Here is a 26,376-nt window from a genome sequence, read left to right as displayed (position 1 = left end):
CGGCGTGGGTCACCGGGTCAGCGGTTTCCTGGGCAGCCTTGGCGAGAACGGTGGCCATGGTCGTCACCTCCTGGGAGTGGGGCTTACGGGCGGGTGGGGGTTACTTGGTGCCGAGGCCGGCGTCGGTGACGGCGGGCTTGCCGGCGGCGGTGAGGACCTTGTTGAGGAGGGTGAGGTCGTAGATGCCGGCCAGGTCGGGCTGCTTGATCAGCTTGGTCTTGACCGCCCATTGCGCTTCGGTCTTGAGGGTGGTGGCCAGGGGGTCGTCGGTGACGAGGATGCTCGACCAGGCGGGGTCGATGATCTTGGGTGCGAGTTCCTTGCCGGACAGGGCCTTCAGGGCGGTGTTGGCGGAGGCCTTGGCCTGGTCGGGGTGGGTGTTGATCCAGGCGTTGGTGTTGACGGTGCCGCGCAGGACGGCCTCGACGACGTCCGGGTGGTCCTTGAGGAAGGTCTGGGAGACGATCACGTTGGTGATGACGAACTTCTTGTCCGGCCACAGGGCGGTCTCGTCGAGGAGGACCTTGGCGCCCTGGGCGACGAGCTTGGAGGCGGTGGGCTCGGGGACCCAGGCGCCGTCGATGGAGCCGGACTTGTAGGCGTCGGGGGTGACCTTGTTGTCGGTGCGCACGACGGAGACGTCGCCCTTGCCGCTCTCGGAGTCCACCGTCCAGCCCTTGTCGGCGATCCAGTTGAGGAACGCGACGTCCTGGGTGTTGCCCTTCTGGGGGGTGGCGATCTTCTTGCCCTTGACGTCGTCGAGGGTCTTGATCTTGTCGGGGTTGACGACCAGCTTCACGCCGCCGGAGGCGGAGCCGGAGATGATCCGCAGGTTGGAGCCCTTGGACTTGACGTAGGCGTTGATCGACGGCGAGGGGCCGATGAAGCCGATGTCGAGGGAGCCGCCGTTGAGGGCCTCGATCTCCGAGGGGCCGGCGTTGAAGGTCTGCGTGGCCAGCTTGGTGGCGCCCAGCTCCTTGGCGATCAGGCCCTCCTGGACGCCCACCAGCGCCGTGGCGTGGGTGAGGTTGGGGAAGTAGCCGATGCGGACCGTGTCGGCGGAGAGCTTCTTGCCCGTGGCCGCGACGTCGGACTGCGCGCCCTTCTTCTCGTCCTCGGCGGCCTTCGAGCCGTAGCTGCAGGCGGCCAGCGAGCCGAGCAGCAGCGGCAGGGCGGCGGCGGCGAGGACGGAACGGCGCAGGGTGGTGTGCGGTCTTGCGGCAGACACGGAGGTGTCCTTTCACGGGATGGTGTTCGGGGAAGTGCGTAAGGAGCGACGGGCGGCCGTCGGCGCGCATGTCGAGCGGACCCGACCGCCGGCGACGGGTTGCGGTGGCGGGGTGGCGGAGGGTCCGGGTGCCGCGGCGGAGCGCCCTGGGTCTGGGCGCCGGGCCCGCGTACGGCGTGCGGGGAGGTGGCACCCGCAGCGGTGGTGGGCGGCGGTGACCGGCGGGCCGCGGGGGAGCGGGGCGGCACGGCGCGCGGCCGTGCCGCGCGTGGGGCCGGGTCCCGCGGCGCGTGTCGTGTCAGACGGGTCGACAGATGGCGCTGGAGGTGCGGAGCAGGTCGATGTGCCGACGGCAGGTCAGGGGCGACGTCAGGTCTGCGTGATGTGGTGTCCGCACGGTCGCCTCCTCAAGATCCCTAGTTTTCCTACCGGGCTGGTAGGCATCTTGGCAGAGCGGCGCATCCGCCCCCAAGGGGTGGATCACATAGTGGACAAAGTCATCTCAGAATGCGAGAAAGCGCAGGTGGGGGAGGAGTCAGGGATTGACCCACGCGTCGGTGGCCTCGGCCAGCTCGGACACGTGGGCGGGCAGTTCGGCCGCCGCGACGTCGGCGAGCGTCACGCCGTCGAGGATCTCGCGCACGTTGGCCCGCAGGGCGACCCACAGGGGCAGCAGCGACGTGGCGGGCCCGGTGTAGGAGAGGTCCGGGGGCCGCACCCCGCGCACCGAGACGAGCGGGCCGTCGACGACGCGGATGACGTCCGCGATGGTGATCGACCGGGCCGGCTTGGCCAGCCGGTAGCCGCCGTTGCCGCCGCGCTGGCTGAGCACGAGTCCGCCGCGGCGCATGTCGTTCAGGATGCCTTCGAGGAACTTGTGCGGGATGTCCTGGGCGTCGGCGATGGCTTCGGCCTTCAGTGGTGCGTCGTTCTGTGACGCGGCAAGCTGCAGCGCGGCACGTACCGCATAGTCCGCCCTGGCTGAGATCCGCATGCGGACATTATCCCGTACGTCTCGCGGCCCCGTCCGTGGCGGGTCGGCCGTCCGGGGCCGACGGCGATGTCCGGCGGTCGAAGGGGTGGGGTCGTGGTTCCGGCCGCACGGGCGCCCCGGGTCAGCCGAAGGCCGCAGCCCCCGCGCGGTGCGGGCCGTTGAGGTAGTGCTCACCGATGGAACGCAGGCGCTGGGCGACCGGGAGGTGGGCGGTCAGGACGCGGGCGTTGCGCCAGAACCGGTCCAGTCCTGGGGCGTCGCCGAGCTCCAGCACCCGGGCCGAGACCAGCAGCGCCGCCTTCGGCGTGACCGTCTCGGCCGTCGCGACCAGGGCCGCGAGGCCCGCGGCCTCCTCGGCGTCGGGGTGGGCGCCCGCCTCCAGGGCCTGGGCCGTCGCCGTCGTCGCCCGGCCGACCACGGCGGTGGCCGTCTGCGCGGCGGAGGCGAGCTCCCCGTACGTCATCAGCAGGTCCGGGTCGCCCGGCAGCCGGTGGCCCCGACCGCTCCGGCTGAGGTCGCGCGCCTCGGTGAGGGCGCCCTCGGCGATGCCGAGGCCGACGTGGCAGAGGGCCAGCCGCACGACCGCGTCGGCGAGCGTGCTGACGGGCGCGGCCGGCTCCGTGTCCGGCGGGCGGCGACCCAGTACCTGCCCGGGCGCGACGGTGACCCGGTCGAGGACGGCCTCACCCGCGCCGGAGACGCGCTGCCCCAGGCGGTCGTGCGCGGTGTCGACGGTCACGCCCCGTGCGCCGGGGGCGATGCGGACGACCAGGACGTCACCGGTCACGGCGCACACGGCGTCCACCACGATCTGGTCGGCCAGGGCCGCCACCGTGTCCACGGACCGGCGTCCGCTCAGCAGGTGACCGAGGCCGCGCGGCCTCAGGGTGAGATCCGAACCCGTCGTGTCGTCGTGGGGTGCGGGAGTGCGGACCGCTCCGGTCCACAGCCACTGCGCCCGCGCCGACTCCTCTTCCAGGCCGGCGTGGTGGTGACCCGCGTAGAGGCGTGCGCTCCAGGCGTACGCGTAGTGGCGGGCGAGTACCGCGCCGACGGAGCTGTCCGCCGCCGCGATCTCCCGTATCGCGGTGCAGGCGGTCTGCCAGTCGGCGCCCCGGCCGGGTCCGGGCGGGGTGAGGGCCGCCAGCAGACCGGCCTCGCGCAGCCGGGCCAGCTCGTCGGTCGGCGGCCTGCCCGCCTGGTCGCGGCCGAGGGCGTCCGCGGCGAGGTCGTCGGCCACGTCGCGGACGGTGCGCAGGAGTGCGCGGGGCGACTGGCCGGTGGACCGCTTGTCGGGAGTGCTCGCCCGCGTCGCCACGGGTATCGCCGACGGGCCGCGGTCCACTTGAATCCCACCTTTCCCATCGGATTGATAGGAATCTTTGCCCGAAGCGGCCTGTCCGGCAAGAGCGTGATCGAATGCTGGACAGCCCGGTCCCGCCATGGGAGACGGGGACGGGCCGCCGCCCCGCCCCCCGGGGCGACCGGCCCCCGCGGTGCACAATTCCTATGGAACCAGTAGGGAAGTATTGGCGGGTGCCCGTCGCGCACCTCACGATGTGGCCATGTCCCCGTCTGAGCCCATGCTCGTACGCCGCAGGCACGTCGACCCCCGTCGCGTCGCGTACCTCGTGTTCCTTCCGGCGGACGTCGATCCGGTGCCGCTGATGAAGGCGCACGGCGTACGCCCGGAGATCCCGCCCCCCGACCCCTCGGCACCGCCGCCTCCCGTTCCCGCTCCCGTACCGGACCTGCGCCCCGGCACAGCTCCCGCACCGGACCTGCGCCCCGGCGCCGGCCCCGTCCACTCCGACGACGTCATCCAGGTCGATCGGGCACGCCGGGTGGTCGAGGTCGACGGGCGCGAACTGGAGCTCACGTACTTGGAGTTCGACCTCCTGGCCCACTTCGTGACGCACCCGCACACCGTCCACACGCGTGATGCCCTCATCTCGGGCATCTGGGGGTACGGCCACATCGGCGACGGCCGCACGGTCGACGTCCACGTGGCCCGGCTGCGCCGCAAGCTCGGCCCGGCCCACCGGGGGCGCATCTCCACCGTGCGTCGCGTCGGCTACAAGTACGTACCCGGCCACCGGTAACCCGCATCCCGGAGGGGGTGCCGGACACCGGCCGCCCGACCGGGCCGGGAGGCGTGCAGGGGGTGGCCCGAGCCCCGACGCACCGGGCCGGGACCGGTGGCGCGGCCACCGGTCCCGGCCCTCCCGGGCGCCGGCTCGTTACATCGGCTCGGGGAAGATGTCGGTGATGCTCCAGGCGACGCTGAAGCAGGGCGGGAGGAAGGAGGACTCCGGCTCGGTGTCCAGGGACTGGAGCGCGAGGATCTGGCTCACGGTGATCACCACTTTCTTCTCGGGTCGTATCGGTCGGTCACTGCGAACCTCGGCACGGAGCTGTTCGTCCCCGTGCCCAGGCGTTCATGGGGGCCCGCCCGGTGCCGTCAACCGGCGGCCGGGACCGGACGCGCGTGCCGGGGCTCCGTCAGGAGCGGGCCGGCCAGCACGCGGTGCAGGGCCAGCAGGACACCGGCCCCGCCACTGGACAGGTCGGCGGTGAACCGTTGCGAACCCGCCCCGAGGAAGCGGACACCGCGCCGGTACGGGACCGCGTACTTCAGCAGGCCGGTCGCGGCGCGCACGGCGTCCCGGCGGGCGGCGTCCGTGCCGGTGAGCTCGGCGTGCCCGGTCAGGAACCAGCTCAGTCCGGCCAGCCCCCGGTAGAGGCCCGCCTCCTTGGTGGCGCAGGAGACCCGGATGCCGGCGACCAGCCGCGGCAGCGCCGCGGCGCAGCGCTCGTCCGGCGCGGTCGCCACGTAGCGGGTGAGCACCGCCGCGACCCCGGCCGCGCCCGTGGCCAGGTACGGCATGGCGCGGGTGAGCTGGGCGTTGTCGGAGACGGACAGGGCCCCGTCGTCCAGCGCAAAGGTCCGTTCCAGCTCCTGGTGGAGCAGCAGGCGGCCCGCCTCCAGGTAGCGGTCCTCGCCGGTGGCGCGGGCCAGGCGGTGGAGGAAGAGGGCGACCCCCGAGCGGCCGTGCAGCAGGCCGCGGGCGTCGTGCTCGCCGAGGGTGGCCGGCAGGTCGGGGGTGCGCAGCAGGCCCTCGCCCGCCGCGGCGGCACGCTCCAGGTGGCTGCCCTCCCCGGTCAGCCGGTGCAGGGCGAGCCAGCCCAGGCCGACCCCGGCCCGCCCGCCGGCCAGCGTGCCGCAGGAGGCGGTGAGCGGATGGCCGTCGGCGTCCCGGAGCAGGTCGACGGCCTCGTCCAGCCGGCCGAGGCCGGCCAGCACCCGGGCGACGCCGGCCGAGCCGACGAGCAGGCCGGGGGGCAGCGCGTCGCGCAGCGCCAGCGCGTCGCGGCGCAGCCGTTCGCGGATCTCCTCCGGCACCGGGGCCCCGGCGCGGTGCAGGGCGTGCACCACCCCGGCCGTGCCGTAGGCCAGGCACACGTTGTTGGTCCGGAACGCCTCGGGCGAGGGCGGGAACGCCCAGTCCGGCCGGTCGGCGTCGGCCGTCTCCAGCAGCCCCGCGGCCACCTCGTCGGCCAGCCGCGTGAGGCAGCCGCGCGGATCGGCGTCCAACTCGGCGGGGGAGGGCAGCCGTTCGGCGCCGTCCCCGTCCTGCGCCCGGTCCGGAACCTGCTCCTGCGCCCGGCCCCGCATCAGGTGGAAGGCGGTAGCCCGCTGCCACAGGTCCTGCGGCGGAGCAACGTCCGCCAGGTCGCGGCGCAGCAGTGCGAGGTTGGCGGGCGCGTGCTCGGCGATCTCGTGGAACGGCGCCAGGAAGGAGAGCGCGACCGCCGCCACGCCGTACCGGTCCTGCAGCAGCGGATCGGTGTCGGCCCGGAGCAGGCCGGGCGGCGGCGTGAACCCGGGAGTGCCCATCCCGGAGGGTGCCGCGGACAGCGCCGAGGCCGCCTCGAAGTCCACCAGCCGGACCCCGCCCGACGGCGTGACCAGGACGTTGCCCAGGCTGAGGTCACCGAACCGGTAGCCGGCGGCGTGCAGCCGCGCGAGCGCGGCGTCCAGCCCGGCCAGCAGGTGCTGGCACGCCCCGTAGTACGCGGCGACGGACTCGGCCGTGCGGTCGGCGCGGGCCAGCGGGGAGGACCGGCTCAGCCAGCCCACCAGCGGCTGCCCCGCCACGAACTCGGTGACGAGGAAGTCGTGTTCCCACTCCGTGAAGTGGTCCAGCGGCTCCGGGCCCACCCCGGGGGCGGCCGCGTGCACCTCGCGCAGCACGTCGTACTCGTGCCGCAGCCGCTGCTGCGCGTCGGTCCCGTCGAAGACCAGGCCGTTGTGGGCGCGGGCCTCCTTGAGGAAGACGGTGCGGCCGGTCCGCCGGTCAAGGGCCTGGTAGGTGCCGCCGGCGTTGCTCAGGCGCACCGCGCGGGTCACCTCGTAGTCGCGGATCTGGATCGGTCCCGCGTGGGGCTGCTCCTGCTCCTCGACGAAGGGGTCCGTGATCCCCGCGGGCAGTTGGAAGGCGGGCAGCCGCTGGTCCACGACCGCGCGGCCGGCGCCGTCGCGGACCAGTGGCTCCCGGGTGCCGTCGGCCCGCAGCCGGCTGTGGTCGCCGAAGGAGCCGTAGCGGTAGTGGACCGTCCGCGAGTCGCGGAAGCGCCGGTCGGTGAGGACGTACGGTCCCTCCTCCCCGTCGAGCGCGTCCCGCAGGCGCTCCAGCAGCCGGCGGGCGGTCGCCGCGTCCGGCGGGTAGACGGCGCAGAACTTGCCCGCCTGGACCCGGGCGGCGTGCTTGTGATGGAGGAACAGGAAGAAGAGCCGGGCGCTCAGGTGCTTGAACGGCACGCCTTCGGCGAAGCAGATCCCGGCGACCGTGTCGAGCACGTGCTGCGCCCGGTCCAGCCGCGCCGACACGTGGATCTTCCAGCCCTGCTCGGCGAACCCGGTCCCCGGCCCGCCCCAGACCGTCCAGATGCCCTGGGCTGCGCCGCGCACCCCCGGCGGCACCTCGCTGGGCGCGAAGCTCGGCCCGGGGTCGGCCACGCGGGGCAGCGGCACTTAGTACTCCCGGTCCGCGAGCGCTTCGCCGAAGCCATCGAGCACGGGAATCTCCTCGCGGGGCAGTACGGGGCGGCCATCGGTCCTGGCAGACGCTACGGCCGGCCGGTATGGAAACGGTTGGGCGGCGGCACACGACCGGTAGAGCACTCCCGGTCGCCTGGCCGCGGACCGCCGAGGACTGCCTCCAGGCGGGCGTACCGCCGGTGGCCGGGGCCTGCCGGGCGGTGCTGCGGCAGGCGGGCGTCAGCCGCCGCAGCGCCGGGGCGGCCGGGAGCGGATCCCGGCGGGGCTCGCGCATGCCCATGGGGCCCGGTCCCCAAGGCGGGGGCGCGGGGCGGCGCGCGTGTGCGGGTCCGGCACCGATGCGTGACGGGGCCGGGCCGCCGATCATCGAGTGGACCGACCAACTCCCGTCACCTTGAGGAGGTTCGCTCGATGCAGCGTCCGTTCGCGCAGCCCGCGGCGCCACCCGGCACGCTCAGGTTCTCCGTCCTCGGACCGCTCACCGTCCGCCGGGACGACCGCCCGCTGCCCCTCGGCCCGCTGAAGCAGCGGGTCGTGCTGGCGACCCTGCTCGGCTCCGCCAACACCCCGGTGTCCGTGGCCGCGTTGACCGACGCGGTCTGGCAGCAGGAGCCCCCGCGCACCGCCCGCAAGAACCTCCAGGTGTACGTGAGCGCCTTGCGCGCGCTGCTCGCGGACGACGACCCGGACCGGCCGCGCCTCGTCCACACCGGTGGCGCCTACGTGCTGCGGGTGGCGGAGGACGAGCTCGACCTCCTGCGGTTCCGCTCCCTGGTGCGGGCCGCCGAGGGCCAGGAGCCCCGCCCGGCCGCCCGACTGCTGCGCCAGGCCCTCGCCCTGTGGCAGGGGCCGCCGCTGGGCGACGACCTGCGACGGTCGCCCCGGCTGGCCGAGGAGGCCGAACGGCTGGAGCTGCGCCACCTGACGGCCTACGAGAGCTGGGCCGAGGCGGAGCTGGAGCTGGGCGGCGCGCCGGCGGTCGTCGAGGGGCTGCGCGACCTCGTGGAGCGGCACCCGCTCCGGGAACGGCTCCGGTCCGCCTGGATGAGCGCGCTGAGCGGGTCCGGCCGGCAGGCCGAGGCGCTCGCGGCCTACGACGACTACCGGCAGCTGCTCGCCCGGGAACTGGGCCTGGCACCGGGTGGTGCCATGGCGGCCCGCTACCGGACGATCCTCGCCGGTGACGACCGGGCCGGGGCGGGCCCGGCCGCCCGGCCGGCGGCCGCTCCGCCGCCCGCCGCTCTGCCGCCCGACCTCGTCGACTTCACCGGCCACGACGAGGAACTGCGCCACCTCGTCGACCTCTTGCAGGACGGCGGTGCCGGCCGCAGCGTGCTGCTGTCGGGCCCCGCCGGGGCCGGGAAGACCACACTGGCGGTGCGGGTAGCCCACCTGCTCGGCGACCGGTTCGCCGACGGGCGGCTCTGGGTATCGATGCGTGACGCGGACGGCCTCACCCGCCCGCTGTCCGCGGTTCTCGCGGAATTCGCCGAACGGACCGGCCAGTTAGGGGCGCCCGGGCCGGAGGCGTGGCGGGAATGGCTGGCGGAGCACCGCGTGCTGGTGGTCCTGGACGACGTTCCCGACGAACGCGCCGTACGCCCGCTGCTCCCGTGCGGCGGGCGGGGCAGGGTCCTGCTCACCGCGCGTGGCCAGCTGGGCGGGCTGGCGCCCGTCCACCGGGTCTCCGTCCCGCCGCTCGGTACCGCCGAGTCGGTGCACCTGCTCGCGGGGCTCGTCGGCCAGGGCCGGGTGCGGGCCGACCGGGAGGCCGCCCTGCGCATCGTGCGCGCCTGCGGCGGGTCGCCGCTTGCGGTCCGGGTGAGCGGGATGCGGCTCGCGGTGCTCCGCCACGTGCCGCTGCGGGAGTTCGCGGACCGGCTCACCGACCCCGCGGGGGCGCTGGACGAACTGACCTCCGGGGACGTGTCCGTCCGCCGGTGGCTGGCCAACGGCTGGCGGGCGCTGCCCGCGGAGTGGGGCCGCGACGCGGGACGGCTGGCCGCGGGCACCGGCGAGGGCCCCTTCGGCCTGACCGAGGCGGCCGAGGCCCTCGGCTGCGACGAGCGGCAGGCCGTACGGGTGGTGGAGGCGCTCATCGACGCCGGAATGGTGACGTCGCCCCGCACCGAGGTCATCGCCCACGCGGCGCGGTACGAACTGCCGCACCTGGTACGGCTGTACGTCCGCAGCTCGGGTGTCGGGACGACCCGTGGCACGCCGGCTCCGGCCTGACCTCACCCGCGGAGAAGCTCACCGCGGAACACGTCACAGCCAGCCGCAGCGTTGTGCCTGGAGGCCCATCTGGAAGCGGTTCTCCGCGCCCAGGCGGGCCATCAGGATCTGCAGCCGGCGGAAGAAGGTCCGGCGGCTGATGCCCAGCTCGCGGGCGATGACCTCGTCGCTCGCCCCGCTGGCGAGGAGGCGGAGCAGCCGGCGGTCGGCCGACGGCAGGCCGGCCGGCACGGTGGCGCGCCCGTGCAGGGGGAGCGCTGCCTGCCAGGTCTGCTCGAACAGGGCGACCAGCGCGGACAGCAGACCGCACGGCTGCACCACCAGCATCGTGTTGTGCACGTCCGCCTCCCTGATCGACAGGGACACCAGCGCGTACGCCTCGTCGATGATCACGAGTTTGACCGGTACCACCGGGGTCACCCGGGCCTGCTCCCCGGCCTCGATGCACGGCTCGATGGCCGTCTCCAGCTGACCGGGCACCTCCAGCGAGGCCCTCGAGTAGACGACGCGCTGGGTCACACCCCGGGCGAGTGTCGCCAGCGCGTCGTCGGTGGCCCCGGCCAGCGGGAAGTAGGGCGGCGAGTCCAGCTGCCGGATCTGCTCGCGGGCGCTGGCCCACGCGCGCCGCATCCGGGGGCCGACCGCGTCACCGGTCACGACCTCGACGAGGTTGTCGTTGTACGCCGCGAGCCGTTGCCGGCGGAAGGACTCGAAGGCGCCGCCCACGGTGATGCGCGACTCCTCCAGCTCGGCCGCCCGGTGCCTGGCGAGGACCTCCAGGCCCGCGGCGGGCGGTACCGGCGCCACCACGTCGGCGCCCGCCACGGCCGCACTGGCCAGCCCGGCATCGACCAGCTCGCCGTACGCGGCGGCCAGCCCGGCCGCGTCCAGTCCCGCCGCCTCCCCGATCGCGGAGAGCGGCGCGGGGGCGAGCTCCAGCAGCGCCAGGTACACCCGGCCCGCCACGGGGTCGATCCCGAGGAGTCGCAGGGCCTCGCCCAGTCTCGCGTTCGCCATGCACCGCATTATCGACGCCCGCGAGGACGAGGTGTGGCCGATCAGTGCCACTGGCACGGCCAGACCCCCGGGGCGCACCGTTCCGCAGTACCGTCCGGGGGTCGCCGAGGCCCCTCGGCGCGGTCGAACCGCCGGAAGAAGGTGCACGACGTGGCGAAGGCTCGCAAGAACGGCCTCTATGCGGAGGTCTCCGGGGAACTGTCCGCCCTGATGAAGACGGGCTGGGCCGACACCGAGCAGCACGACCTCCCGCAGGACGAGCAGGCTCCGTACGCGGCCCGCCGCCGCGCCGCGCTGTCCGCGCTGTTCCCCGGCGAGCGGCTGGTGGTCCCGTCCGGCAACCTCAAGGCCCGCTCCAACGACGACACCTACCCCTTCCGCCCGTACTCCGGCTACGTCCACCTGACCGGCGACCAGGCCCGCGACGGCGCCCTCGTGCTCGAACCCCGCCCGGACGGCGGCCACGACGCGTACTGCTACCAGCTGCCGCGGGACGGCCGGGACACCGACGAGTTCTGGCTCGGCTACACCGCCGAGCTGTGGATGGGGCGCCGCCGCTCCCTCGCCGAGTCGGCCCGCGTACTCGGCCTGGACTGCCGCGACGTCCGTACGGCGGCATCAGACCTGGCGGCGGCCCCCGACGTGCCCACCCGCATCGTGCGGGGCGTCGACCCGGTGCTCGAGGCGGCCGTCACCACCGACGCGGAGCGCGACGCCGGACTCGAGGAGGCCCTGAGCGGGCTCCGCCTCGTGAAGGACGCCTGGGAGATCGGTGAGATGCGCAAGGCGGTGGACTCCACCGTGCGCGGCTTCACGGACTGCGTGGCCGAGCTCTCGCGGGCGGTCGCGTCCTCCGAGCGGTGGATCGAGGGCACCTTCTTCCGCCGCGCCCGGCTGGAAGGCAACTCCGTCGGCTACGGCTCGATCTGCGCCGCCGGCGAGCACGCCACGATCATGCACTGGACCGACAACGACGGCCCGGTGCGCGTCGGCGACCTGCTGCTGCTCGACGCCGGGGTGGAGACGCACACGCTCTACACGGCCGACGTCACCCGGACGCTGCCGATCAGCGGCACCTTCACGCCCGTGCAGCGCACGGTGTACGACGCGGTGTACGAGGCCCAGGAGGCGGGCATGGCCGCCGTGAAGCCGGGGGCCGCCTACCGCGACTTCCACGTGGCGGCGCAGCGGTACCTGGCGGAGAAGCTGGTCGAGTGGGGCTTCCTCGAGGGCCCGGCGGACCGCGCGTACGAGCTCGGCCTGCAGCGCCGCTTCACCATGGCGGGCACCGGCCACATGCTCGGCCTGGACGTCCACGACTGCGCCGAGGCCCGCAACGAGGAGTACGTCGACGGCGTGCTGGAACCGGGCATGGTGCTCACCGTCGAGCCGGGCCTGTACTTCCAGCCGGACGACCTCACGGTTCCCGAGGAGTGGCGCGGCATCGGGGTCCGGATCGAGGACGACCTGCTGGTGACCGCCGACGGCCACGAGAACCTGTCCGCGGGCCTGCCGCGCTCGGCCGACGAGGTGGAGGCCTGGATGGCCCGCTTCGCCGGCTGACGGGCGCGTGCGCGACGGCGCCCGACCGATACGGGCCCGGTCGGGCGCCGTCGCATGCCGGAGCCGCCGGGGTCACCCGGCGCTGCTCCACCCCGTCGTGCGGGAATACGAGTCGATCAGGTCCACCACGAAGACCAGGGTCGAGCCCGCCGGGATCAACGGCGAGGGCGACTGGTCGCCGTAGCCGAGACGCGGGGGTACGACGATCTCGCGCCGGCCGCCGACCCTCATCCCCTTCACGCCACGGTCCCAGCCCTTGATGACCCTGCCACTGCCCAGGGCGAACTTGAACGGCTCCCCACGGTCCCAGGAGGCGTCGAACTCCTTCCCCGACGCGAAGGTCACCCCGACGTAGTGGACCTTGACCACCATGCCCGGCTTCACCTCGGGCCCGTCCCCGACGACCAGGTCCCGGACGGCCAGCTCGGTGGGAGCGTCACCCTCCGGTACCTCGACCTCGGGCTTCGTCCGTTCACTCATCGCAGCCTCGTCACTCTCCGTCGGAAACCCCGCACGGACCGGTCGGACAGCCGGACGTCCCGTGCAGCAGACGGCCACGCTACCGCCCGGCCCGGCTCCGGCCCCGCTCGCCCGGCTCCCCACCCTGTCGAGGCCCGCGGCAGCGGACCGTCCCCTGACCCCGCCTCCGGCCCGACTCGCCCGGACGGTCCCGGGCGCGACAGCATGGAGACAGGGCGGTCGCCGGATCCGCGGGAGGAGGCGACACAGGCGGTGACCAGTCGTGGCTTTGCGTTCTGCGGCGCTGAGCTCGCCGCTGTCTACGTGGTCGCCGACCAGGGCAGGGAACTCCATCTGGCCGAGCTGACCGGAAACCGCAGCGTCCTCTACGGACTGCCCGCGGTCCTCGCCGTGGCCGGCCATTCGCCCGCCGCCCACGCCTTCCGCTCCGGCCGTCCGCTGTGGTTGTCGGCCAAGGAACTCGCCGCGTTCGTCGAGGAGGACCCCCACCACGTCCCCACCCGGGTCCGGGACGGTGCCCCCGACCCGCCGGCCAGGATCTCGCTCGGCGCGCTGCCCCTGGGACAGGGGGACCAGGAGCTCGGGTGCCTGATCGTGGCCGGGGACGTCGGGGACGGCTTCGGTGCCGACGACCGCAGCCTTCTGGAGCTCTACGCCGATCAGGTGGCCGCCGGACTCGAATCCGTCGCCGCGCGCTCCGCCGGACGCAAGGCCCCGCAGGTGCATCTGGCCCAGCCCCTGGTGCCGCACCGGGGCGGCGCGTTCATCCTGGAACTGGGCACCGGCCGCATGGAGGCACACGCGCACGTGCTGGAACTGCTCGGTCTGCCTCCCGAGCGGTTCGACGGGAAGGTGGAGACCCTGCTCGCCTGTGCCGTCCCCGACGACATGCCCGCACTCATGGCCATCGTGGAGCCGGACCGGCTGGCCGCCGACGGGCAGCAGCTGGCGTTCCGCATCCACCGCCCGAACGGTGAGCTGCGCTGGCTGGGGCTGCGGTGCCGCGTCGAGGTGGACTCCGGCGGCGCGCCGCGGCGCGTCCTGGGGGTGGTGGCCGATGCCAGCTATCTGCGACCCAGCGCCGACGAGGTCTCCCTCGTACAGCGGCTGTCGGCCACGCTGGCGGGTGCGGCGACCGTCCGGGAGGTCAGCCGGCTGGCGGTCGCCGCCCTGCGCGAGCCGCTCGGCGCCTCCCGGGTCGCGGTCGGTGAGCTCGAGCCGGAGCGGCTCATCGTCACGGCCCTCGACCCGCCGGAGCCCGACGCCTGGCCCGAGCTGTGGCGCTCGGAATGGCGGTCCGAGTGGCCCGACGTACCCCTCGGTGACCTGCCCACTCTGCAGAGCGCGCTGCGCGGGGGGCACATGAGCCTGTGGCCGCCGGGCGCGGCTCTCGAGCGGGGTCTGCTGGGCGTCGGGCCAGGGGGCCTCGCGGTGCTGCCGCTGCCCGCCGAGGGCAGGACGGTGGGGGCGTGTCTGGTGGGGTGGGACGCGGAGCACCGGTTCGGACCGGAGGAGCGGTCGCTCCTGACCGCGACCGCGGGGTTGGTGGGGCAGGCGCTCGTGCGCGCACACGCACTGGACGCGGGTCACGAACTCGCCACCATGCTCCAGCGCAGTCTGCTGCCGCGTAAGCTCCCGGAGCTGCCGGGCGGGGTCGCCGTCGCCCGCTACCTCCCCGCGACGGCGGGACTCGAGGTCGGCGGCGACTGGTACGACGTCATTCCGCTCGGTGGCGGACACGTGGCGTTCGTCATCGGGGACGTACAGGGTCACAGCGCGGGAGCGGCCACCATCATGGGCCAGATGCGTACGGCGGTCAGGGCCTACGCGGTGGAGGGCCACCCGGCCGACGTGGTGGTCGCGCGGGCCAACCGGCTGCTCGTCGGTATGGAGACCGACCTCTTCGCCACCTGCGGGTACGTGGACCTGGACATGGAGGAGGGCATCGCCAAGATCGTACGGGCGGGCCACCTGCCTCCGGTACTGCGCCATCCCGACGGCGTCACCGAGGAGATGGCGGTCGAGGGCGGGCCCCCGCTGGGAGTGCTCGCGGAGGCCGAGTACCCCATGACCGAGGCGGGGCTGCTCCCCGGAACCCTGCTGGTCCTGCTGACGGACGGCCTGGTCGAGTCCGCCAGGCTGCCTCTGGAGGAGGGCATGCGGCAGGTGTGCGACGTGCTCGCCGCGGCCGACCCGGTCGATGCGGGAGGGGTCGCCGACGAGCTGGTCGTCTCCCTGGGCCGTCGCGACGACGACGTGGCGCTGCTGCTGCTGCGCTACGACGGCACCCGGGACCGGCCGTTGCGGAGCCACTGGAAGGTGTGGCGGCTGCCCGACGCGGTCATGCACGCGCGTCGCTTCACCGCGCGCACCCTGCGGTCCTGGGGAGCGGCGGAGGAACTCGACGTAGCCCTGCTGGTCGTGTCCGAGCTGGTCACCAACGCCATCGCGCACACGCAGGGCGAGGTGGGGATGGATCTGACCCTGTCGGCGGACCGGCTGCGGATCGCGGTGAACGACGCGTCGCCGCGCAGCCCCGTCAAACCGGTGTCGGTGAGCTGGGAGTCGACCGGCGGTCGAGGCCTGCTCATCGTCGAGGCGACGACGACGGCCTGGGGCTCGCTGCCGCTCAGCGGCGGCAAGCAGGTGTGGGCCGAGATCGCCTGGCACCGCGCGACCGGCTGACGCACGGAGCGGGGCCCGCCGGCCCTCCGGAAGGCCTCCCCGCGCAGGCCCCGCCCCGGCGTCTCCCGACCCCTAGGTTTTCGGCGCGCTCTGCTGGAGGGCGGTGCGGCCGGCCACTGACATGACGAGCGCGAAGAAGAACAGCGGAATCGCGAGCGCGCTGAACACCGCGCTGCGCCACAGCAGCAGCGCCAAGGCCGGGTGGACGACGAGCAGCCCGACGGCGAACGCCATCCCGAGGACGGGCCGGGAGCGGCGCGACACCAGCAGGAGGGGGCGGCGCAGGTGGGGCGGGATCCGCCGGCTCTGCCACCGCAGCCAGCCTCCCCAGCAGCCGACGAGCACGGCCGCGCACACCAGGCAGGTGAGGAGGGCTTCGGTGCCGGCGGCGCCCGCACGCAGGTGGGCGGAGCCCAATGACACCGCAACGATGCCGGTGAGGGCCACCCAGACGGAGCCCGTGAGCGTTCCCCAGGCCATGGTCTCCAGGTTGTGGCGGGCGTGGCGGTCGTTGACGTCGAGGGCGGCGGACTGGACGAAGCCCTCGGCGGCCCGGGTCCACGAGCCGGGACGGCGCCAGCTGTGGTGGAGAAGGAGCAGGGAGAGGTTGTTGAGGGCCTGGCTGTTGTCCGGGTCCAGGCGCAGCGCCGTCTCGTAGGCCTGCCGGGCCTCGCGGTACCTGCGGGCGCGGTGGGCGGTCATACCGACGAGGAGGTGCGCGTCGCTCTCCTCGGGCGCGAGGGCGACGGCCGTGTGGGCCGACTCGTGCGCGGCCCGCCTGTGCTTCCTGCGGCCGGTGCGGTCGAGGACGATGCCGAGGGTGTAGTGGCTCCCCCAGAACTGCGGGGCGAGTTCGACGGCCCGCCGGGCGGAGCGCTCGGCCGGCTCGTACGCCTCCAGCGAGAGCAGGACCTGGGCGTGCGTCAGCCAGGCGTCCGCCGCATCGGGTTCGACGCGCAGGGCCTCTTCGACGGCGGTGAGCGCCTGCTGAATGTCGCCGAGCCGGTGCCGGCAGCGGGCCAGCAGCACCAGTGCGGTGGCGTCGCCGGGATCGCCGGCGAGGTGCTGGGCGGCGAGTGCGGCGGCCTGCTCGTAGCGCCCGAGGTCGAAGAGGACGTCGGCCTCCTGCCGGGCCCGGCTCATCGGACCTCGTCCCGGTCGTGGGTGATGCTGAGGGGGTTCGGTACGAGTGCCGGCCAGAACAGGACCTGGGGACCGTAGAGCCCCAGGGCCGGTTCGACCCGCGGGTGCAGGGTGGTTCCACTCACAGCTTGCGCTTCTTCTTCAGGTAGGCGACCAGGTCGTCGTACATACCGCCGTCGTTGGCGAACATGGCGACGTTGCGGGCGGCGGCGAACCAGGACTCGCTGGACGGCTTGATCTGCTTGGCCGCGTTCAGGAGGTCCTTCGTGCCGATCATGCGGACGGTGCCGGAACGGGCGGAGTCCAGGAGGGCGTACTCGGCCGCGCTCTCGCAGACATGGGCGAGATCGGCTCCCGAGAAGTCCTCGGTGAGCTTGACGATCCTGGCGAGGTCGACGGACTCGATGGGGCGCTCGCGCAGGTGGTAGCGGAGGATCGACTCCCGGGCCGGGGCGTCGGGGGGCAGCACGAGCAGGGTGCGGTCCAGGCGGCCGGGGCGGCGCAGGGCGAGGTCCACGTCCCAGGGGACGTTGGTCGCGGCGAGTACGAAGACGCCTTCGTTCTGGGCGGCGTCGATGCCGTCGAGCTCGGTGAGGAGCTGGTTGACGACGTTGCGCAGCCCGCTGTGGTGCGTACGCGAGCGCTTGGCGCCGAGCGCGTCCAGCTCGTCGAGGAAGACCACGCAGGGCGCCTGTCGGCGGGCGGCCTCGAAGATGTCGTGGACGTTCTTCTCCGAGGTGCCGATGTACATGTCGAGGATGTCGGAGAGCGAGACCGACATGAAGCGGGCACCGAGTTCGCCGGCGACGGCCCGCGCGATGAACGTCTTGCCGCAGCCGGGCGGGCCGTAGAGGAGCAGGCCGCCGCGGAGCGACTTGCCGTACAGCTTGCGGAGTCCGGGATTGCGCATCGGGGCGAGGAAGGCGGCCTCGAGCCGGTCCTTGACCTGCTGCATGCCGCCGACGTCGGCGAGGCGTACGTCGCCGGGGGCGTCGACGTCCCAGGCGGCCGCCTCGCCCGGGTCGCCGCTGCCGTCCACGGTCAGGCGGGCCTCGGTGGCGTCGCCCGCGTCGGCGGGGCCGGTGGGTCCGGCGGCGAAACGGGGGCCGACGACACCGGCGACCTCCTGCTCGGCCGCGGCCCAGTCGAAGGCGGGGGGCCGGGGACCGGCGGTGGGCAGTTGCATGGCCCGGACCATCAGGTCCCGTACGGCTTCGTCGCCCGGCGCGTGCTGCAGCGCGACCGCGGCCTGCGCGACGGCCTCGTCGTGCCTCCCCTCCGCGAGCAGCAGTTCGGCGAAGTGCAGCCGCAGGGGGACGTCTTCGGGAGCGGCGGCGACAGCGGCCCGCAGGCTACGGATGAGAGGTGACTCGTCGGACATGGGGTCAGCCTAGGAAGCGGCCCGCGGCCCTCGTCCACCGGGTCGGGGCGCGATCGACGTCGATCCCGGTGCCGCGGAGCACCGTCAACTGGCGAACCTGGCCCGGAAGGCGGCGCGGTTGAGGGAGTCGGCCGAGCGGTCCCAGACGGCGAAGGTGACGCGGGCGAACGGGGCGCCGTGGGTGTCGAGGGCTGCGGCGAACGCGTCCGCCACCTCGGCCGGGTCGTTGCCGAACACGCCGCAGCCCCAGGCTCCGAGGACGAGCTCGCGCACCCCGTGGTGGGCGGCCACGCCGAGGACGCGGCGGGCGCGTTCGGTGAGGGTGCCCCTGACGTCGACCTTCCCACCCGGCGAGCGCAGCGCCAGCTGGCCGGCGTTGGGAGCGGGCGAGGTCAGGAAGGAGACCCGGTGCGGCTCGTCGAGCAGGGCGTGGGAACCGTCGCGGATCACAGGTACGTGCGGGGAGAAGATCACCCGATGGCTGTAGTGGAGGTCGGCGGACGCCCGGTGGGCCGCGTAGTAGTCGGGGGCTTCGAGCAGGCACTGGTAGAGGAGGGCGGTGCGGCAGAGGTCCTCCTCCTGGGCCTTCGCTCCGCGCAGGTAGCCGCCACCCGGGTTCCGGGCCGAGGCGAAGTTGAGGACGGCGAGGTGCTCGACGCCTTCGTCGGCGAGGCGGCGGGCGGCCTGCAGGCTGTCCTCGTCGGTCACCTCCGTCTCACCGGTGAAGGGGCCGGTGGGCGCCGGGGTGAAGGCGGGGGAGTAGGAGACGGTGCCGGAGCGGGCGGCGGCGAGGGCGGAGGCGATGGAGACGCGGGTGCCGGTGGAGGTGGTGTAGGTGCCGGTGGTCGCGACGCGCTCGTTCTCGGTCGCGAGGTTCCTCAGACGGTTGCTCATGGGGGTGATGCTAGCGAGCGATTAGTGTCAGGGTGACTATTTTTCCGGCTGTGCAATGCGGCAGGTGTGCGGCATCGAGGCATCCGGGGCGGCGCATGCGGCCGCCCCCTCGGCGGGGGCCGCAGAATCGTTGAATTGCAAAAGTCTGCAATTTCATAGATGCTACATGTGTTGTGTCCGTGGGTAGCCGCGGGCACAGCACCAGGCGTTCGCCCCGTTAGGGGTGGTGAGAAGGGTGCGAGACCGTGCCGGTTCCGCTGTATCAGGCGAAGGCCGAGTTCTTCCGGATGCTCGGGCACCCGGTGCGGATAAGGGTTCTGGAGCTGCTGCAGGAAGGGCCGATGCCGGTGCGGGACTTGCTGGCCGCGATCGAGGTCGAGCCCTCCGCCCTGTCCCAGCAGCTCGCGGTCCTGCGCCGATCCCGGATCGTCACCTCGACCCGTAACGGCGCGACGGTCGTGTACGAGCTGGCGGGCGGAGACGTGGCGCAGCTGATGCTCGCGGCGCGGCGGATCTTGACCAAGGTCCTGGCCGGACAGAGCGTGCTGCTCGAGGAACTGCGCGAGGCCGAGGTCGCGGCCTCGTGACCGTGAACACCACGGTGACGGCCGTGTGGGGCCGGGTGCACTCCGTCCTGCCCGCCCGGGCCGACTACGCGGTGATGGCCCGCAGTCCCCGCCGGGACCTCCTGGCCGGTCTCACCGTGGCGATCGTCGCCCTTCCGCTCGCCCTCGGGTTCGGGGTCTCCTCCGGCCTGGGCGCGGAGGCGGGGCTGGCCACCGCCGTGGTCGCCGGCGCGCTCGCCGCGCTGTTCGGCGGGTCGAACCTCCAGGTGTCCGGACCGACCGGTGCGATGACCGTGGTCCTGGTGCCGATCGTCGCCCGGTACGGGCCCGGCGGCGTGCTCACCGTCGGCCTGATGGCCGGTGTCCTTCTGATCGGTCTCGCACTGCTGCGGGCCGGACGGTACATGCGGTACGTGCCGGCGCCGGTGGTGGAGGGCTTCACCCTCGGGATCGCGTGCGTGATCGGCCTCCAGCAGATACCCAACGCGCTCGGCGTCGAGAAGCCTGACGGGGACAAGGTCCTGCTGGTGGCGTGGCGGGCGCTCGTGGAGTTCGTGGCCTTCCCGAACTGGACGGCGATCGGCCTCTCGCTGGCCGTCGCCGCGGTGATGCTGGCCGGGGCGCGGTGGAAGCCGACGGTCCCGTTCTCGATCGTCGCGGTGATCGCCGCGACCGTGACCGCGCAGCTCTGCCACCTCGACGCGGCGGCCCCCATCGGTGCCCTTCCCGCCGGGCTCCCCGCCCCGTCCCTCGCCTTCCTCGACGTGTCGGCGTTCGGCTCCCTGCTGGCCCCGGCGGTCGCGGTCGCGGCGCTCGCCGCGCTGGAGTCGCTGCTGTCGGCGACGGTGGCGGACGGGATGACGGTGGGCCAGCAGCACGACCCGGACAAGGAGCTGTTCGGGCAGGGCGTCGCCAACCTGGCGGCCCCGCTGTTCGGCGGTGTGCCCGCCACCGCCGCGATCGCGCGGACCGCGGTCAACGTCCGTACCGGCGCCTCCTCCCGGCTGGCCGCCCTCACCCATGCCGCGGTGCTGGCGGTGATCGTCTTCGCCGCCGCCCCCCTGGTCTCGAAGGTTCCGCTCGCCGCGCTGGCGGGCGTGCTGTTGGCGACGGCGATCCGCATGGTGGAGGTCGGCTCGCTGCGCGCGATGGCGAAGGCGACCCGCTCGGATGCGGTCGTCCTGGTCCTGACCGCCGCTGCCACCCTGGTTCTCGACCTCGTGTACGCGGTGATCATCGGGCTCGTGGTCGCGGGTGCCTCGGCCTTGAAGGCGGTGGCGAGTCAGGCGCGGATGGAGCAGGTCGACTTCCGCCCGGATGTCCCCGGCGAGCACAGCGACGAGGAGCACGCGCTGCTCGCCGAGCACATCGTGGCCTACCGCATCGACGGACCCCTGTTCTTCGCCGGCGCCCACCGCTTCCTCCTCGAACTCTCCGAGGTCGCCGACGTCAAGGTGGTGATCCTGCGCATGGCGAGGGTGACCACCCTGGACGCCACCGGTGCCCTCGTCCTCAAAGACGCCGTGGAGAAGCTCAACCGGCGCGGCATCGTCGTGATGACCTCCGGTATCCGGCCCGGCCAACGCCAGGCCCTGGATGCCGTCGGCGCCCTGGAGCTGCTGCGCCTGGGGGGCCGCGAGTACGCCACCACGCCGGAGGCGATCGCCGGCGCCCGCGCGTATCTGGAGCAGGCGGGCCTGCTGCCGCGTACGCATCACCGACTGCACCGCATCCGGAAGGCCTCACGATGACCGTCCCCGCCGACCTCCGCATGATCGAGGTCTCCGGCACAGAGGCCCTGTGGCTCCTCGAAGGCTCCGCCCAGGGCCGCCTCATCTACGTCCAGCGGGAGGTGGCCGTCGTCCGCCCCGCCGTACACGTCATGGAGTACGGGCGCCTCGTCGTCCGCGCCCCCGTGCAGGCCGCAGCCGTCCCCGGCCGGGCACTGCTGACCTACCACGTGGACGAGGCCCGCACCCCGGCGGGGACCGGCTGGACGGTCAGCGCCCACGGGCCGGCTGACGTCGTCGCCGACCCGGACGAGGCCGCCCACTACCGCCGCACCCTGCCCGGCTGGAGCCACGGCCCCCACGACACCCTGCTGCGGCTGCACCCGCAGCAGGTGTCAGGGTTCCGTCTGGTCCGTGGGGTGCCGGGGGCGGGCCGATGAACGTCCAGGTCGAGGCGAGATGCCTTACCGGCAGGTGCTGGACGTGCCGGCCACGGGCTCGGCCGTGCGTATCCGGACGGGCCTGGCAAGGCCATCTGGGTCACCCTTCCCCTGTGAAGCCGAGGAGCTGACGATGACGATTGAATGGCGCTACACCACCTGTCAGGACCTGGGCGTGCTGTCCCTGGCCGGGTATCTCGGCGCGGATGCCACCGACCGGTTCACCGGCGCGATCGGCTGGGCGCTCGCCCGGGGCGCCGGCCCGGTCATCCTCGATCTGACCGGGCTGCTGGGCTGGTCCGCCAGCGGGCAGACCGCCGTCGCCCAGGCCGCCCGCCGCCTCGGCGAGAGCGGGCGCCGACTCGAGCTCGCCGCGATCCCCGCGGACGGCTCGCTCGTCCCCGATGCGACCTCCCCCCCCGTGCCCGTCCACTGCGACCTCGCCGCCGCTCTGGCCGCCCACGGAGCTCGCGGGACGGTCAAGCAGTGGACCACCGACGACTGGCCCACCGAGCAGTCGCCCGAGGCGCCCGCCCTCGTCTGAGACCAGCACCACCCCGCCAGGTCCGCGAGTTGCAGGGATCTGCAATTGTGGAGGTCGCAAGGTGTGAAGAGGGGCGACGGACAGCCCTACGAAGGAACGGTTCCGGGTGGATGGCATGGGCAGTCAGGGGAGAGGCACACAGGTGAGCGCGCCGCTGTATCAGCTGAAGGCGGAGTTCTTCAAAACGCTGGGACACCCGGTCCGCATCCGTGTCCTGGAGCTCCTGGCCGTACGCGAGCACGCGGTCGCCGAGATGCTGCCCGAGGTCGGGGTGGAGGCCGCGAGCCTCTCCCAGCAGCTCGCCGTCCTGCGCAAGGCCAACCTGGTGGCCACCCGCCGCGAAGGCTCGAACGTCTACTACAGCCTGACCCATCCGCAGATCGCCGAGCTCCTGCGGGTCGCCCGCGGCATCCTCTCCGGCGTTCTGGAAGGCCAGGCCGAACTCCTGGCCGACCTCAAGGCCGGCCGCCACACCTGAACGGCACCCGACGGTGCCGGCCCTGCGGGGCCTGCACCCCACGTGCGGCGGCCGTCCTCCGTTGGTGCGGGTTCAACGCGTTTCTGACACCGGAACGCGGGCGGTGCGGAGGTCCGGCGGCCGGAGCCGATGATGACGACGTCGCGTAGGCCGTCGGCGGCTGTGGCCGCTTCGGCCACGGGATCAGGCCTGCTTCTTGGCGTCGATCTCGGCGATCAGGCCCTCGATGAGGCCCTTGATCTCGTCGCGGATGGGGCGGACGGCCTCGACGCCCTGGCCGGCCGGGTCCTCGAGCTGCCAGTCGAGGTAGGTCTTGCCGGGGAAGTACGGGCAGGCGTCCCCGCAGCCCATGGTGACGATGTAGTCGGATGCCTGGGCCGCCTCGGGGGTGAGGACCTTCGGCGTCTGGTCGGAGATGTCGATGCCCAGCTCGGCCATGGCGGCGACGGCCGAGGGGTTGATCTGCTCGCCGGGCATGGAACCGGCGGAGCGGACCTCGACGCGGTCGCCCGCCAGGTGGCGCAGGAACCCGGCCGCCATCTGGGAGCGGCCGGCGTTGTGGATGCAGACGAAGAGAACGGACGCGAGCGGGTTCGCGGACATCGGCTTTTCCTTCATGGCAGGCGCGGCCGTCGCACGCCACAGGCCCTTGGCATGGTTCAGCCTGGGCTGGTGTCAGCCCTCAGTGATGTGACAGTATCAGCGGATGATGACGTCAGTCGACACTGATCTGCTCCGGGTTCTGGCCGACCCGCTCAGGCTCCAGATCGTGACCCTCCTCGCCAGGGAGACGCTGTGCACCACCCACCTCGTGGACGAGACGGGTGCCAAGCAGACGAACCTCTCCAACCACATGAAGGTGCTGCGCGAGGCCGGGGTCGTGGAGACGGAGCCGTGCGGGAGGTACATCTACTACCGCCTGCGCCCGGAGGTCATTGAAGCCCTCGCCGGCCAGTTCGCCGACCTGGCCCAGACCGCGCGCGCCACCGCCGAAGCGAACCTCAAGCGGTCCTGCCCCTAGCCATCCCGCGCCCTGCCTCACCTGTCCGAGGAGAACCCGTCTTGACCGCCACCGAGCCCGCCGCGAGCGACGCCATGGCCGCCGGCACGTCGCCGCAGCCCGCCCCCGGCGCGACCCCGCCCCGCCCCCCGCTGATCGCTCGCGCGGCGGCCGAGCTGGTCGGCACCGCCGCCCTGGTCGCCGTCGTGGTCGGCTCCGGCATCCAGGCCACCAAGCTGACCGACGATGTGGCGCTGCAGCTGCTGGCCGACTCCACTGCCACCGTCTTCGGCCTCGGGGTGCTGATCGCCCTCCTCGGCCCGGTCTCCGGTGCGCACTTCAACCCGGCCGTGACCCTGGCCGAGTGGTGGACCGCCCGCCGCGGCGGCTCGGGCGTGACCCCGCGCGAGGTCGCCGTGTACGTGCCCTCCCAGGTCGCCGGCGCCATCACGGGCGCGATCCTGGCCGACGCCATGTTCGGCGAGCCGCTGGTGAAGTGGTCCACCCACGACCGCTCCGCCGGCAGCCTCCTTCTCGGCGAGGTGGTCGCCACCGCCGGACTGATCCTGCTGATCTTCGGCCTGGCCAAGACCGACCGGCTGCGGTTCGCGCCGGTCGCGGTGGCCTCGTACATCGGCGCCGCGTACTGGTTCACCTCCTCCACCTCGTTCGCCAACCCCGCGGTGACCATCGGCCGTGCCTTCACCGACACCTTTGCGGGCATCGCCCCGTCCTCGGTGCCGGGCTTCATCGGCATGCAGCTGGTGGGTGTGATCGTCGGCCTGGCGCTGGTCGCGGTCATCTTCATGGGCGGCAAGACCGACACCGGGGCGCCTGCGGCGTGAGCCGACGTACGGACGTCGTGGTGATCGGCGGCGGCCAGTCAGCACTAGCCGCCGGCTACCACCTGCGCCGCCTGGGCATCGAGCACGTCATCCTCGACGCCCAGGCCGGCCCCGGCGGCGCCTGGCAGCACACCTGGGACTCGCTGCGCCTGTTCTCTCCCGCGGCGTACTCCTCGCTGCCGGGCCGGCTGATGCCCGTGCAGGAGGGGCAGCTCTACCCCGGCGCCGGGCACGTGGTGTCGTACCTCGCGGACTACGAGAAGCGGTACGAACTCCCGGTCGAGCGCGGCGTGTGGGTGGACGCGGTCCACCGCGACGGTGCGTTCCTGCGTGTTGAGACCGAGTGCGGCGAGTGGCAGGCCCGCGCCGTCATCAGCGCCACCGGGACCTGGACCCGCCCGTTCCTGCCCTCTGTCCCAGGCCGCCGCGAGTTCACCGGACGCCAGCTGCACACGGTCCAGTACCGGCACCCCACCGAGTTCGCAGGACAGCGCGTGGTCGTGGTGGGCGGCGGGAACTCCGGCGCGCAGGTCGCCGCCGACCTCGCCGATACGGCCGATCTGACCTGGGTGACCCAGCGCCCGCCGCGCTATCTGGCCGACGACATCGACGGCCGCACCCTCTTCGACCACGCCACCGCCCGCCGCCGCGCCCTCGACGAGGGCCGCCCCGACACCGGCGGCGTCGCCTCCCTCGGCGACATCGTCGCCGTACCCCCGGTCCGCGCGGCCCGGGACGCCGGGCTCCTGACGGCCAGGCCGATGTTCAGCCGCCTCACCACCACGGGCGTGCAGTGGGCTGACGACACCGCCGCCGAGGCGGACGCGGTCATCTGGTGCACGGGCTTCCGCCCGGCGCTGTCCCCCTTCGCCGGCCTGCGCCTGCGCGGCAGCCGCGGGCACATCGCCACCGACGGCACCCGGTCCCTCGACGAGCCGCGCTTGCACCTTCTCGGCTACGGGGACTGGACCGGCCCTGCCTCGGCCACCCTCATCGGTGTCGGCCGCCCGGCCCGCGATGCCGCACGGCAGATCCGCGACCTGCTCACCTGACGCCCGTCCCCAGGACGGCGCTGCGGCGCTCCAGCAGGACCACGTCCCGCCACACGCCGTGATGGCGCCCGATGCGTTCGCGGGTTCCGACGACCCGGAAGCCGGCCCGCTCGTGAAGGGCGAGGCTGGCGGTGTTCTCGGGGAAGATCCCGGACTGGATCGTCCAGATACCCGCCCTCTCCGTCGAGGAGACCAGCGTGTCCAGCAGGGCACGGGCCACGCCCCGGCCGCGGGCATCGGGGTGGACGTAGACGGAGTGCTCGACCACCCCGGCGTACGCGCAGCGGTCCGAGACCGCGCTCGCCGCCACCCAACCCAGCACCGCCTCGCCCGTGTCCAAGGCGACGAAGCGGTGCTCGGCCAGTTTCGCGGCGTCGAACGACGCCCAGTCGGGGGCGGCGGTCTCGAAGGTGGCGTCGCCCTCGTCGATCCCGGCCTGGTAGATCGCGAGGACCTGCTCGGCGTGCTCGGGCAGCATCGGGACGATCCGAACCACCATGGTCATACCGCCTTCGCGGCGCCGGCCAGCAACGCGCCCATCGCGGCGAGCACGGAGGGCTCGACCCGGTAGTACACCCATGTGCCACGCCGCTCGGAGGACAGCAGTCCGGCTTCCTTCAGCTTCTTCAGGTGGTGGGAGACCGTCGGCTGGGAGACGCCTACGTCCGAGATGTCGCACACGCATGCCTCGCCGCCCTCGTGCGAGGCGACGGCGGAGAACAGCCGCAGACGCACCGGGTCACCGAGCGCCTTGAACATCTTCGCCGCGACCTCGGCCTCGTCCGCCGACATGGGGCGCTCGTTCAACGGCGGGCAGCACGCGGCGACGGCCTCGGGCTCCAGCAGCGGCAACACCTTCGCATTCGACATATGTCTATGTTGACATACGTCGAACTAATGCGGGAGGCCTCCCAGGCGGCGGCCGCCCGTTCGGCGTCCCGCCCGCACCCGCGCAGGGACGTGTTGCATGACGGCAGGCCCCCGGATTCGATGAATGTCTATGTTGACGGACATCGAAACAGGTGCCATGCTGATCACG

General features: G+C 73.4%; 27 protein-coding genes. 12 read left to right on the top strand and 15 right to left on the bottom strand.

Translation table 11 applies throughout. The features are described 5' to 3' along the window. Window positions 1-100 precede the first annotated feature (100 nt). The 4 genes from IF43_RS0112850 to IF43_RS0112840 form a co-directional block, all read right to left on the bottom strand. Window positions 101-1,228, bottom strand: a complete 1,128-nt coding sequence (locus tag IF43_RS0112850; protein WP_030198656.1) for an aliphatic sulfonate ABC transporter substrate-binding protein — start codon at window positions 1,226-1,228, stop codon at window positions 101-103. Window positions 1,229-1,526: 298 nt separating this feature from the next. Then, window positions 1,527-1,625 carry a putative leader peptide gene (locus tag IF43_RS43875; RefSeq protein WP_369405186.1) on the bottom strand — a complete coding sequence of 33 codons (99 nt, stop codon included), beginning with the start codon at window positions 1,623-1,625 and terminating at the stop codon, window positions 1,527-1,529. A gap of 138 nt (window positions 1,626-1,763) precedes the next feature. Further along, window positions 1,764-2,222, bottom strand: a complete 459-nt coding sequence (locus IF43_RS0112845) for an Rrf2 family transcriptional regulator (RefSeq protein ID WP_030198653.1) — start codon at window positions 2,220-2,222, stop codon at window positions 1,764-1,766. A gap of 121 nt (window positions 2,223-2,343) precedes the next feature. Further along, complete coding sequence (locus tag IF43_RS0112840) at window positions 2,344-3,567, bottom strand: acyl-CoA dehydrogenase family protein (protein WP_051795237.1); 1,224 nt, start codon at window positions 3,565-3,567, stop codon at window positions 2,344-2,346. Window positions 3,568-3,787: 220 nt separating this feature from the next. On the opposite strand from IF43_RS0112840, the gene IF43_RS0112835 reads away from it, so the two are divergent. After that, window positions 3,788-4,324 carry a winged helix-turn-helix domain-containing protein gene (locus IF43_RS0112835; protein ID WP_078910114.1) on the top strand — a complete coding sequence of 179 codons (537 nt, stop codon included), beginning with the start codon at window positions 3,788-3,790 and terminating at the stop codon, window positions 4,322-4,324. Window positions 4,325-4,462: 138 nt separating this feature from the next. On the opposite strand, the gene IF43_RS43470 is transcribed toward IF43_RS0112835, so the two are convergent. Further along, on the bottom strand, window positions 4,463-4,585 hold the full coding sequence (locus IF43_RS43470) for a hypothetical protein (RefSeq protein WP_267884775.1): 123 nt from the start codon (window positions 4,583-4,585) through the stop codon (window positions 4,463-4,465). Between the two features lie 98 nt (window positions 4,586-4,683). Beyond that, window positions 4,684-7,257 (bottom strand): class III lanthionine synthetase LanKC, encoded by a 2,574-nt coding sequence (gene lanKC / locus IF43_RS0112825; RefSeq protein ID WP_051795233.1) that lies wholly within the window; start codon window positions 7,255-7,257, stop codon window positions 4,684-4,686. Between the two features lie 438 nt (window positions 7,258-7,695). Between lanKC and IF43_RS0112820 the strand changes: the two genes are divergently transcribed. Beyond that, window positions 7,696-9,519, top strand: a complete 1,824-nt coding sequence (locus IF43_RS0112820) for a BTAD domain-containing putative transcriptional regulator (RefSeq protein WP_030198643.1) — start codon at window positions 7,696-7,698, stop codon at window positions 9,517-9,519. Between the two features lie 33 nt (window positions 9,520-9,552). On the opposite strand, the gene IF43_RS0112815 is transcribed toward IF43_RS0112820, so the two are convergent. Next, window positions 9,553-10,536 carry a helix-turn-helix domain-containing protein gene (locus IF43_RS0112815; RefSeq protein ID WP_030198640.1) on the bottom strand — a complete coding sequence of 328 codons (984 nt, stop codon included), beginning with the start codon at window positions 10,534-10,536 and terminating at the stop codon, window positions 9,553-9,555. A gap of 150 nt (window positions 10,537-10,686) precedes the next feature. Here IF43_RS0112815 and IF43_RS0112810 point away from each other — a divergent pair, with 150 nt between their 5' ends. After that, on the top strand, window positions 10,687-12,099 hold the full coding sequence (locus IF43_RS0112810) for an aminopeptidase P family protein (protein WP_030198637.1): 1,413 nt from the start codon (window positions 10,687-10,689) through the stop codon (window positions 12,097-12,099). Between the two features lie 72 nt (window positions 12,100-12,171). On the opposite strand, the gene IF43_RS0112805 is transcribed toward IF43_RS0112810, so the two are convergent. Beyond that, window positions 12,172-12,579, bottom strand: coding sequence for an FKBP-type peptidyl-prolyl cis-trans isomerase (locus IF43_RS0112805; RefSeq protein WP_051795231.1), 408 nt, complete (start codon window positions 12,577-12,579; stop codon window positions 12,172-12,174). Window positions 12,580-12,783: 204 nt separating this feature from the next. Between IF43_RS0112805 and IF43_RS0112800 the strand changes: the two genes are divergently transcribed. Beyond that, window positions 12,784-15,264, top strand: a complete 2,481-nt coding sequence (locus IF43_RS0112800) for a SpoIIE family protein phosphatase (protein WP_078910113.1) — start codon at window positions 12,784-12,786, stop codon at window positions 15,262-15,264. 72 nt (window positions 15,265-15,336) lie between these two features. Here IF43_RS0112800 and IF43_RS0112795 read toward each other — a convergent pair whose 3' ends face one another. The 4 genes from IF43_RS0112795 to IF43_RS0112780 all read right to left on the bottom strand — a co-directional run bounded on the left by IF43_RS0112795 (window position 15,337) and on the right by IF43_RS0112780 (window position 18,682). Continuing rightward, entirely contained in the window at window positions 15,337-16,407 is a 1,071-nt protein-coding gene (locus tag IF43_RS0112795) for a tetratricopeptide repeat protein (protein ID WP_030198627.1), read from the bottom strand. Further along, entirely contained in the window at window positions 16,404-16,532 is a 129-nt protein-coding gene (locus IF43_RS43465) for a hypothetical protein (RefSeq protein ID WP_267884774.1), read from the bottom strand. The genes IF43_RS0112795 and IF43_RS43465 overlap by 4 nt, the downstream gene beginning before the upstream one ends. Continuing rightward, window positions 16,529-17,788 (bottom strand): tetratricopeptide repeat protein, encoded by a 1,260-nt coding sequence (locus tag IF43_RS0112785; protein WP_030198623.1) that lies wholly within the window; start codon window positions 17,786-17,788, stop codon window positions 16,529-16,531. The genes IF43_RS43465 and IF43_RS0112785 overlap by 4 nt, the downstream gene beginning before the upstream one ends. Before the next feature lie 84 nt (window positions 17,789-17,872). Then, the gene (locus tag IF43_RS0112780; RefSeq protein ID WP_030198621.1) at window positions 17,873-18,682 is read right to left on the bottom strand and encodes a TIGR02452 family protein; all 810 of its coding nucleotides are present in this window, start codon (window positions 18,680-18,682) and stop codon (window positions 17,873-17,875) included. 245 nt (window positions 18,683-18,927) lie between these two features. Here IF43_RS0112780 and IF43_RS0112775 point away from each other — a divergent pair, with 245 nt between their 5' ends. The 5 genes from IF43_RS0112775 (at window position 18,928) to IF43_RS0112755 (ending at window position 22,440) form a co-directional block, all read left to right on the top strand. Beyond that, a complete protein-coding gene (locus IF43_RS0112775) occupies window positions 18,928-19,269 on the top strand; it encodes a metalloregulator ArsR/SmtB family transcription factor (protein ID WP_030198619.1) in 342 nt (113 codons plus the stop codon). Between the two features lie 74 nt (window positions 19,270-19,343). Further along, window positions 19,344-20,999: a SulP family inorganic anion transporter gene (locus IF43_RS0112770; RefSeq protein ID WP_199922719.1), complete on the top strand. Its 1,656-nt coding sequence runs from the start codon at window positions 19,344-19,346 to the stop codon at window positions 20,997-20,999. Next, window positions 20,996-21,418 carry a pyridoxamine 5'-phosphate oxidase family protein gene (locus IF43_RS0112765; RefSeq protein WP_078910112.1) on the top strand — a complete coding sequence of 141 codons (423 nt, stop codon included), beginning with the start codon at window positions 20,996-20,998 and terminating at the stop codon, window positions 21,416-21,418. The genes IF43_RS0112770 and IF43_RS0112765 overlap by 4 nt, the downstream gene beginning before the upstream one ends. Window positions 21,419-21,551: 133 nt before the next feature. Further along, window positions 21,552-21,962, top strand: coding sequence for an STAS domain-containing protein (locus IF43_RS0112760; protein WP_030198609.1), 411 nt, complete (start codon window positions 21,552-21,554; stop codon window positions 21,960-21,962). Between the two features lie 142 nt (window positions 21,963-22,104). Beyond that, window positions 22,105-22,440 (top strand): metalloregulator ArsR/SmtB family transcription factor, encoded by a 336-nt coding sequence (locus IF43_RS0112755; protein ID WP_030198602.1) that lies wholly within the window; start codon window positions 22,105-22,107, stop codon window positions 22,438-22,440. A 183-nt stretch (window positions 22,441-22,623) separates the two neighbouring features. Here the strand turns inward: IF43_RS0112755 and IF43_RS0112750 are convergent, their stop codons facing one another. Continuing rightward, window positions 22,624-23,043 (bottom strand): arsenate reductase ArsC, encoded by a 420-nt coding sequence (locus IF43_RS0112750; RefSeq protein WP_030198598.1) that lies wholly within the window; start codon window positions 23,041-23,043, stop codon window positions 22,624-22,626. Window positions 23,044-23,146: 103 nt separating this feature from the next. Here IF43_RS0112750 and IF43_RS0112745 point away from each other — a divergent pair, with 103 nt between their 5' ends. From IF43_RS0112745 to IF43_RS0112735, 3 genes are read left to right on the top strand one after another with little or no spacing between them, the layout of a single operon-like run. Then, complete coding sequence (locus tag IF43_RS0112745; protein ID WP_030198597.1) at window positions 23,147-23,461, top strand: helix-turn-helix transcriptional regulator; 315 nt, start codon at window positions 23,147-23,149, stop codon at window positions 23,459-23,461. A 41-nt stretch (window positions 23,462-23,502) separates the two neighbouring features. Continuing rightward, window positions 23,503-24,285, top strand: a complete 783-nt coding sequence (locus IF43_RS0112740) for an MIP/aquaporin family protein (RefSeq protein ID WP_030198595.1) — start codon at window positions 23,503-23,505, stop codon at window positions 24,283-24,285. Then, window positions 24,282-25,337, top strand: coding sequence for an ArsO family NAD(P)H-dependent flavin-containing monooxygenase (locus tag IF43_RS0112735; RefSeq protein WP_030198592.1), 1,056 nt, complete (start codon window positions 24,282-24,284; stop codon window positions 25,335-25,337). Before IF43_RS0112740 ends, IF43_RS0112735 begins: the two co-directional genes overlap by 4 nt. On the opposite strand, the gene IF43_RS0112730 is transcribed toward IF43_RS0112735, so the two are convergent. Beyond that, complete coding sequence (locus tag IF43_RS0112730) at window positions 25,330-25,842, bottom strand: GNAT family N-acetyltransferase (protein ID WP_030198589.1); 513 nt, start codon at window positions 25,840-25,842, stop codon at window positions 25,330-25,332. The two genes, IF43_RS0112735 and IF43_RS0112730, sit on opposite strands and share 8 nt — an antisense overlap. Next, entirely contained in the window at window positions 25,839-26,207 is a 369-nt protein-coding gene (locus tag IF43_RS0112725; protein WP_030198586.1) for a helix-turn-helix transcriptional regulator, read from the bottom strand. Before IF43_RS0112725 ends, IF43_RS0112730 begins: the two co-directional genes overlap by 4 nt. Window positions 26,208-26,376 lie beyond the last annotated feature (169 nt).

The sequence above is a fragment of the Streptomyces sp. NRRL S-87 genome (assembly GCF_000719335.1).
GTDB lineage: Bacteria > Actinomycetota > Actinomycetes > Streptomycetales > Streptomycetaceae > Streptomyces.
The sequence above is the reverse complement of the archived record's forward strand: the minus strand, read 5'-3'. Positions and strand labels throughout refer to the sequence as shown.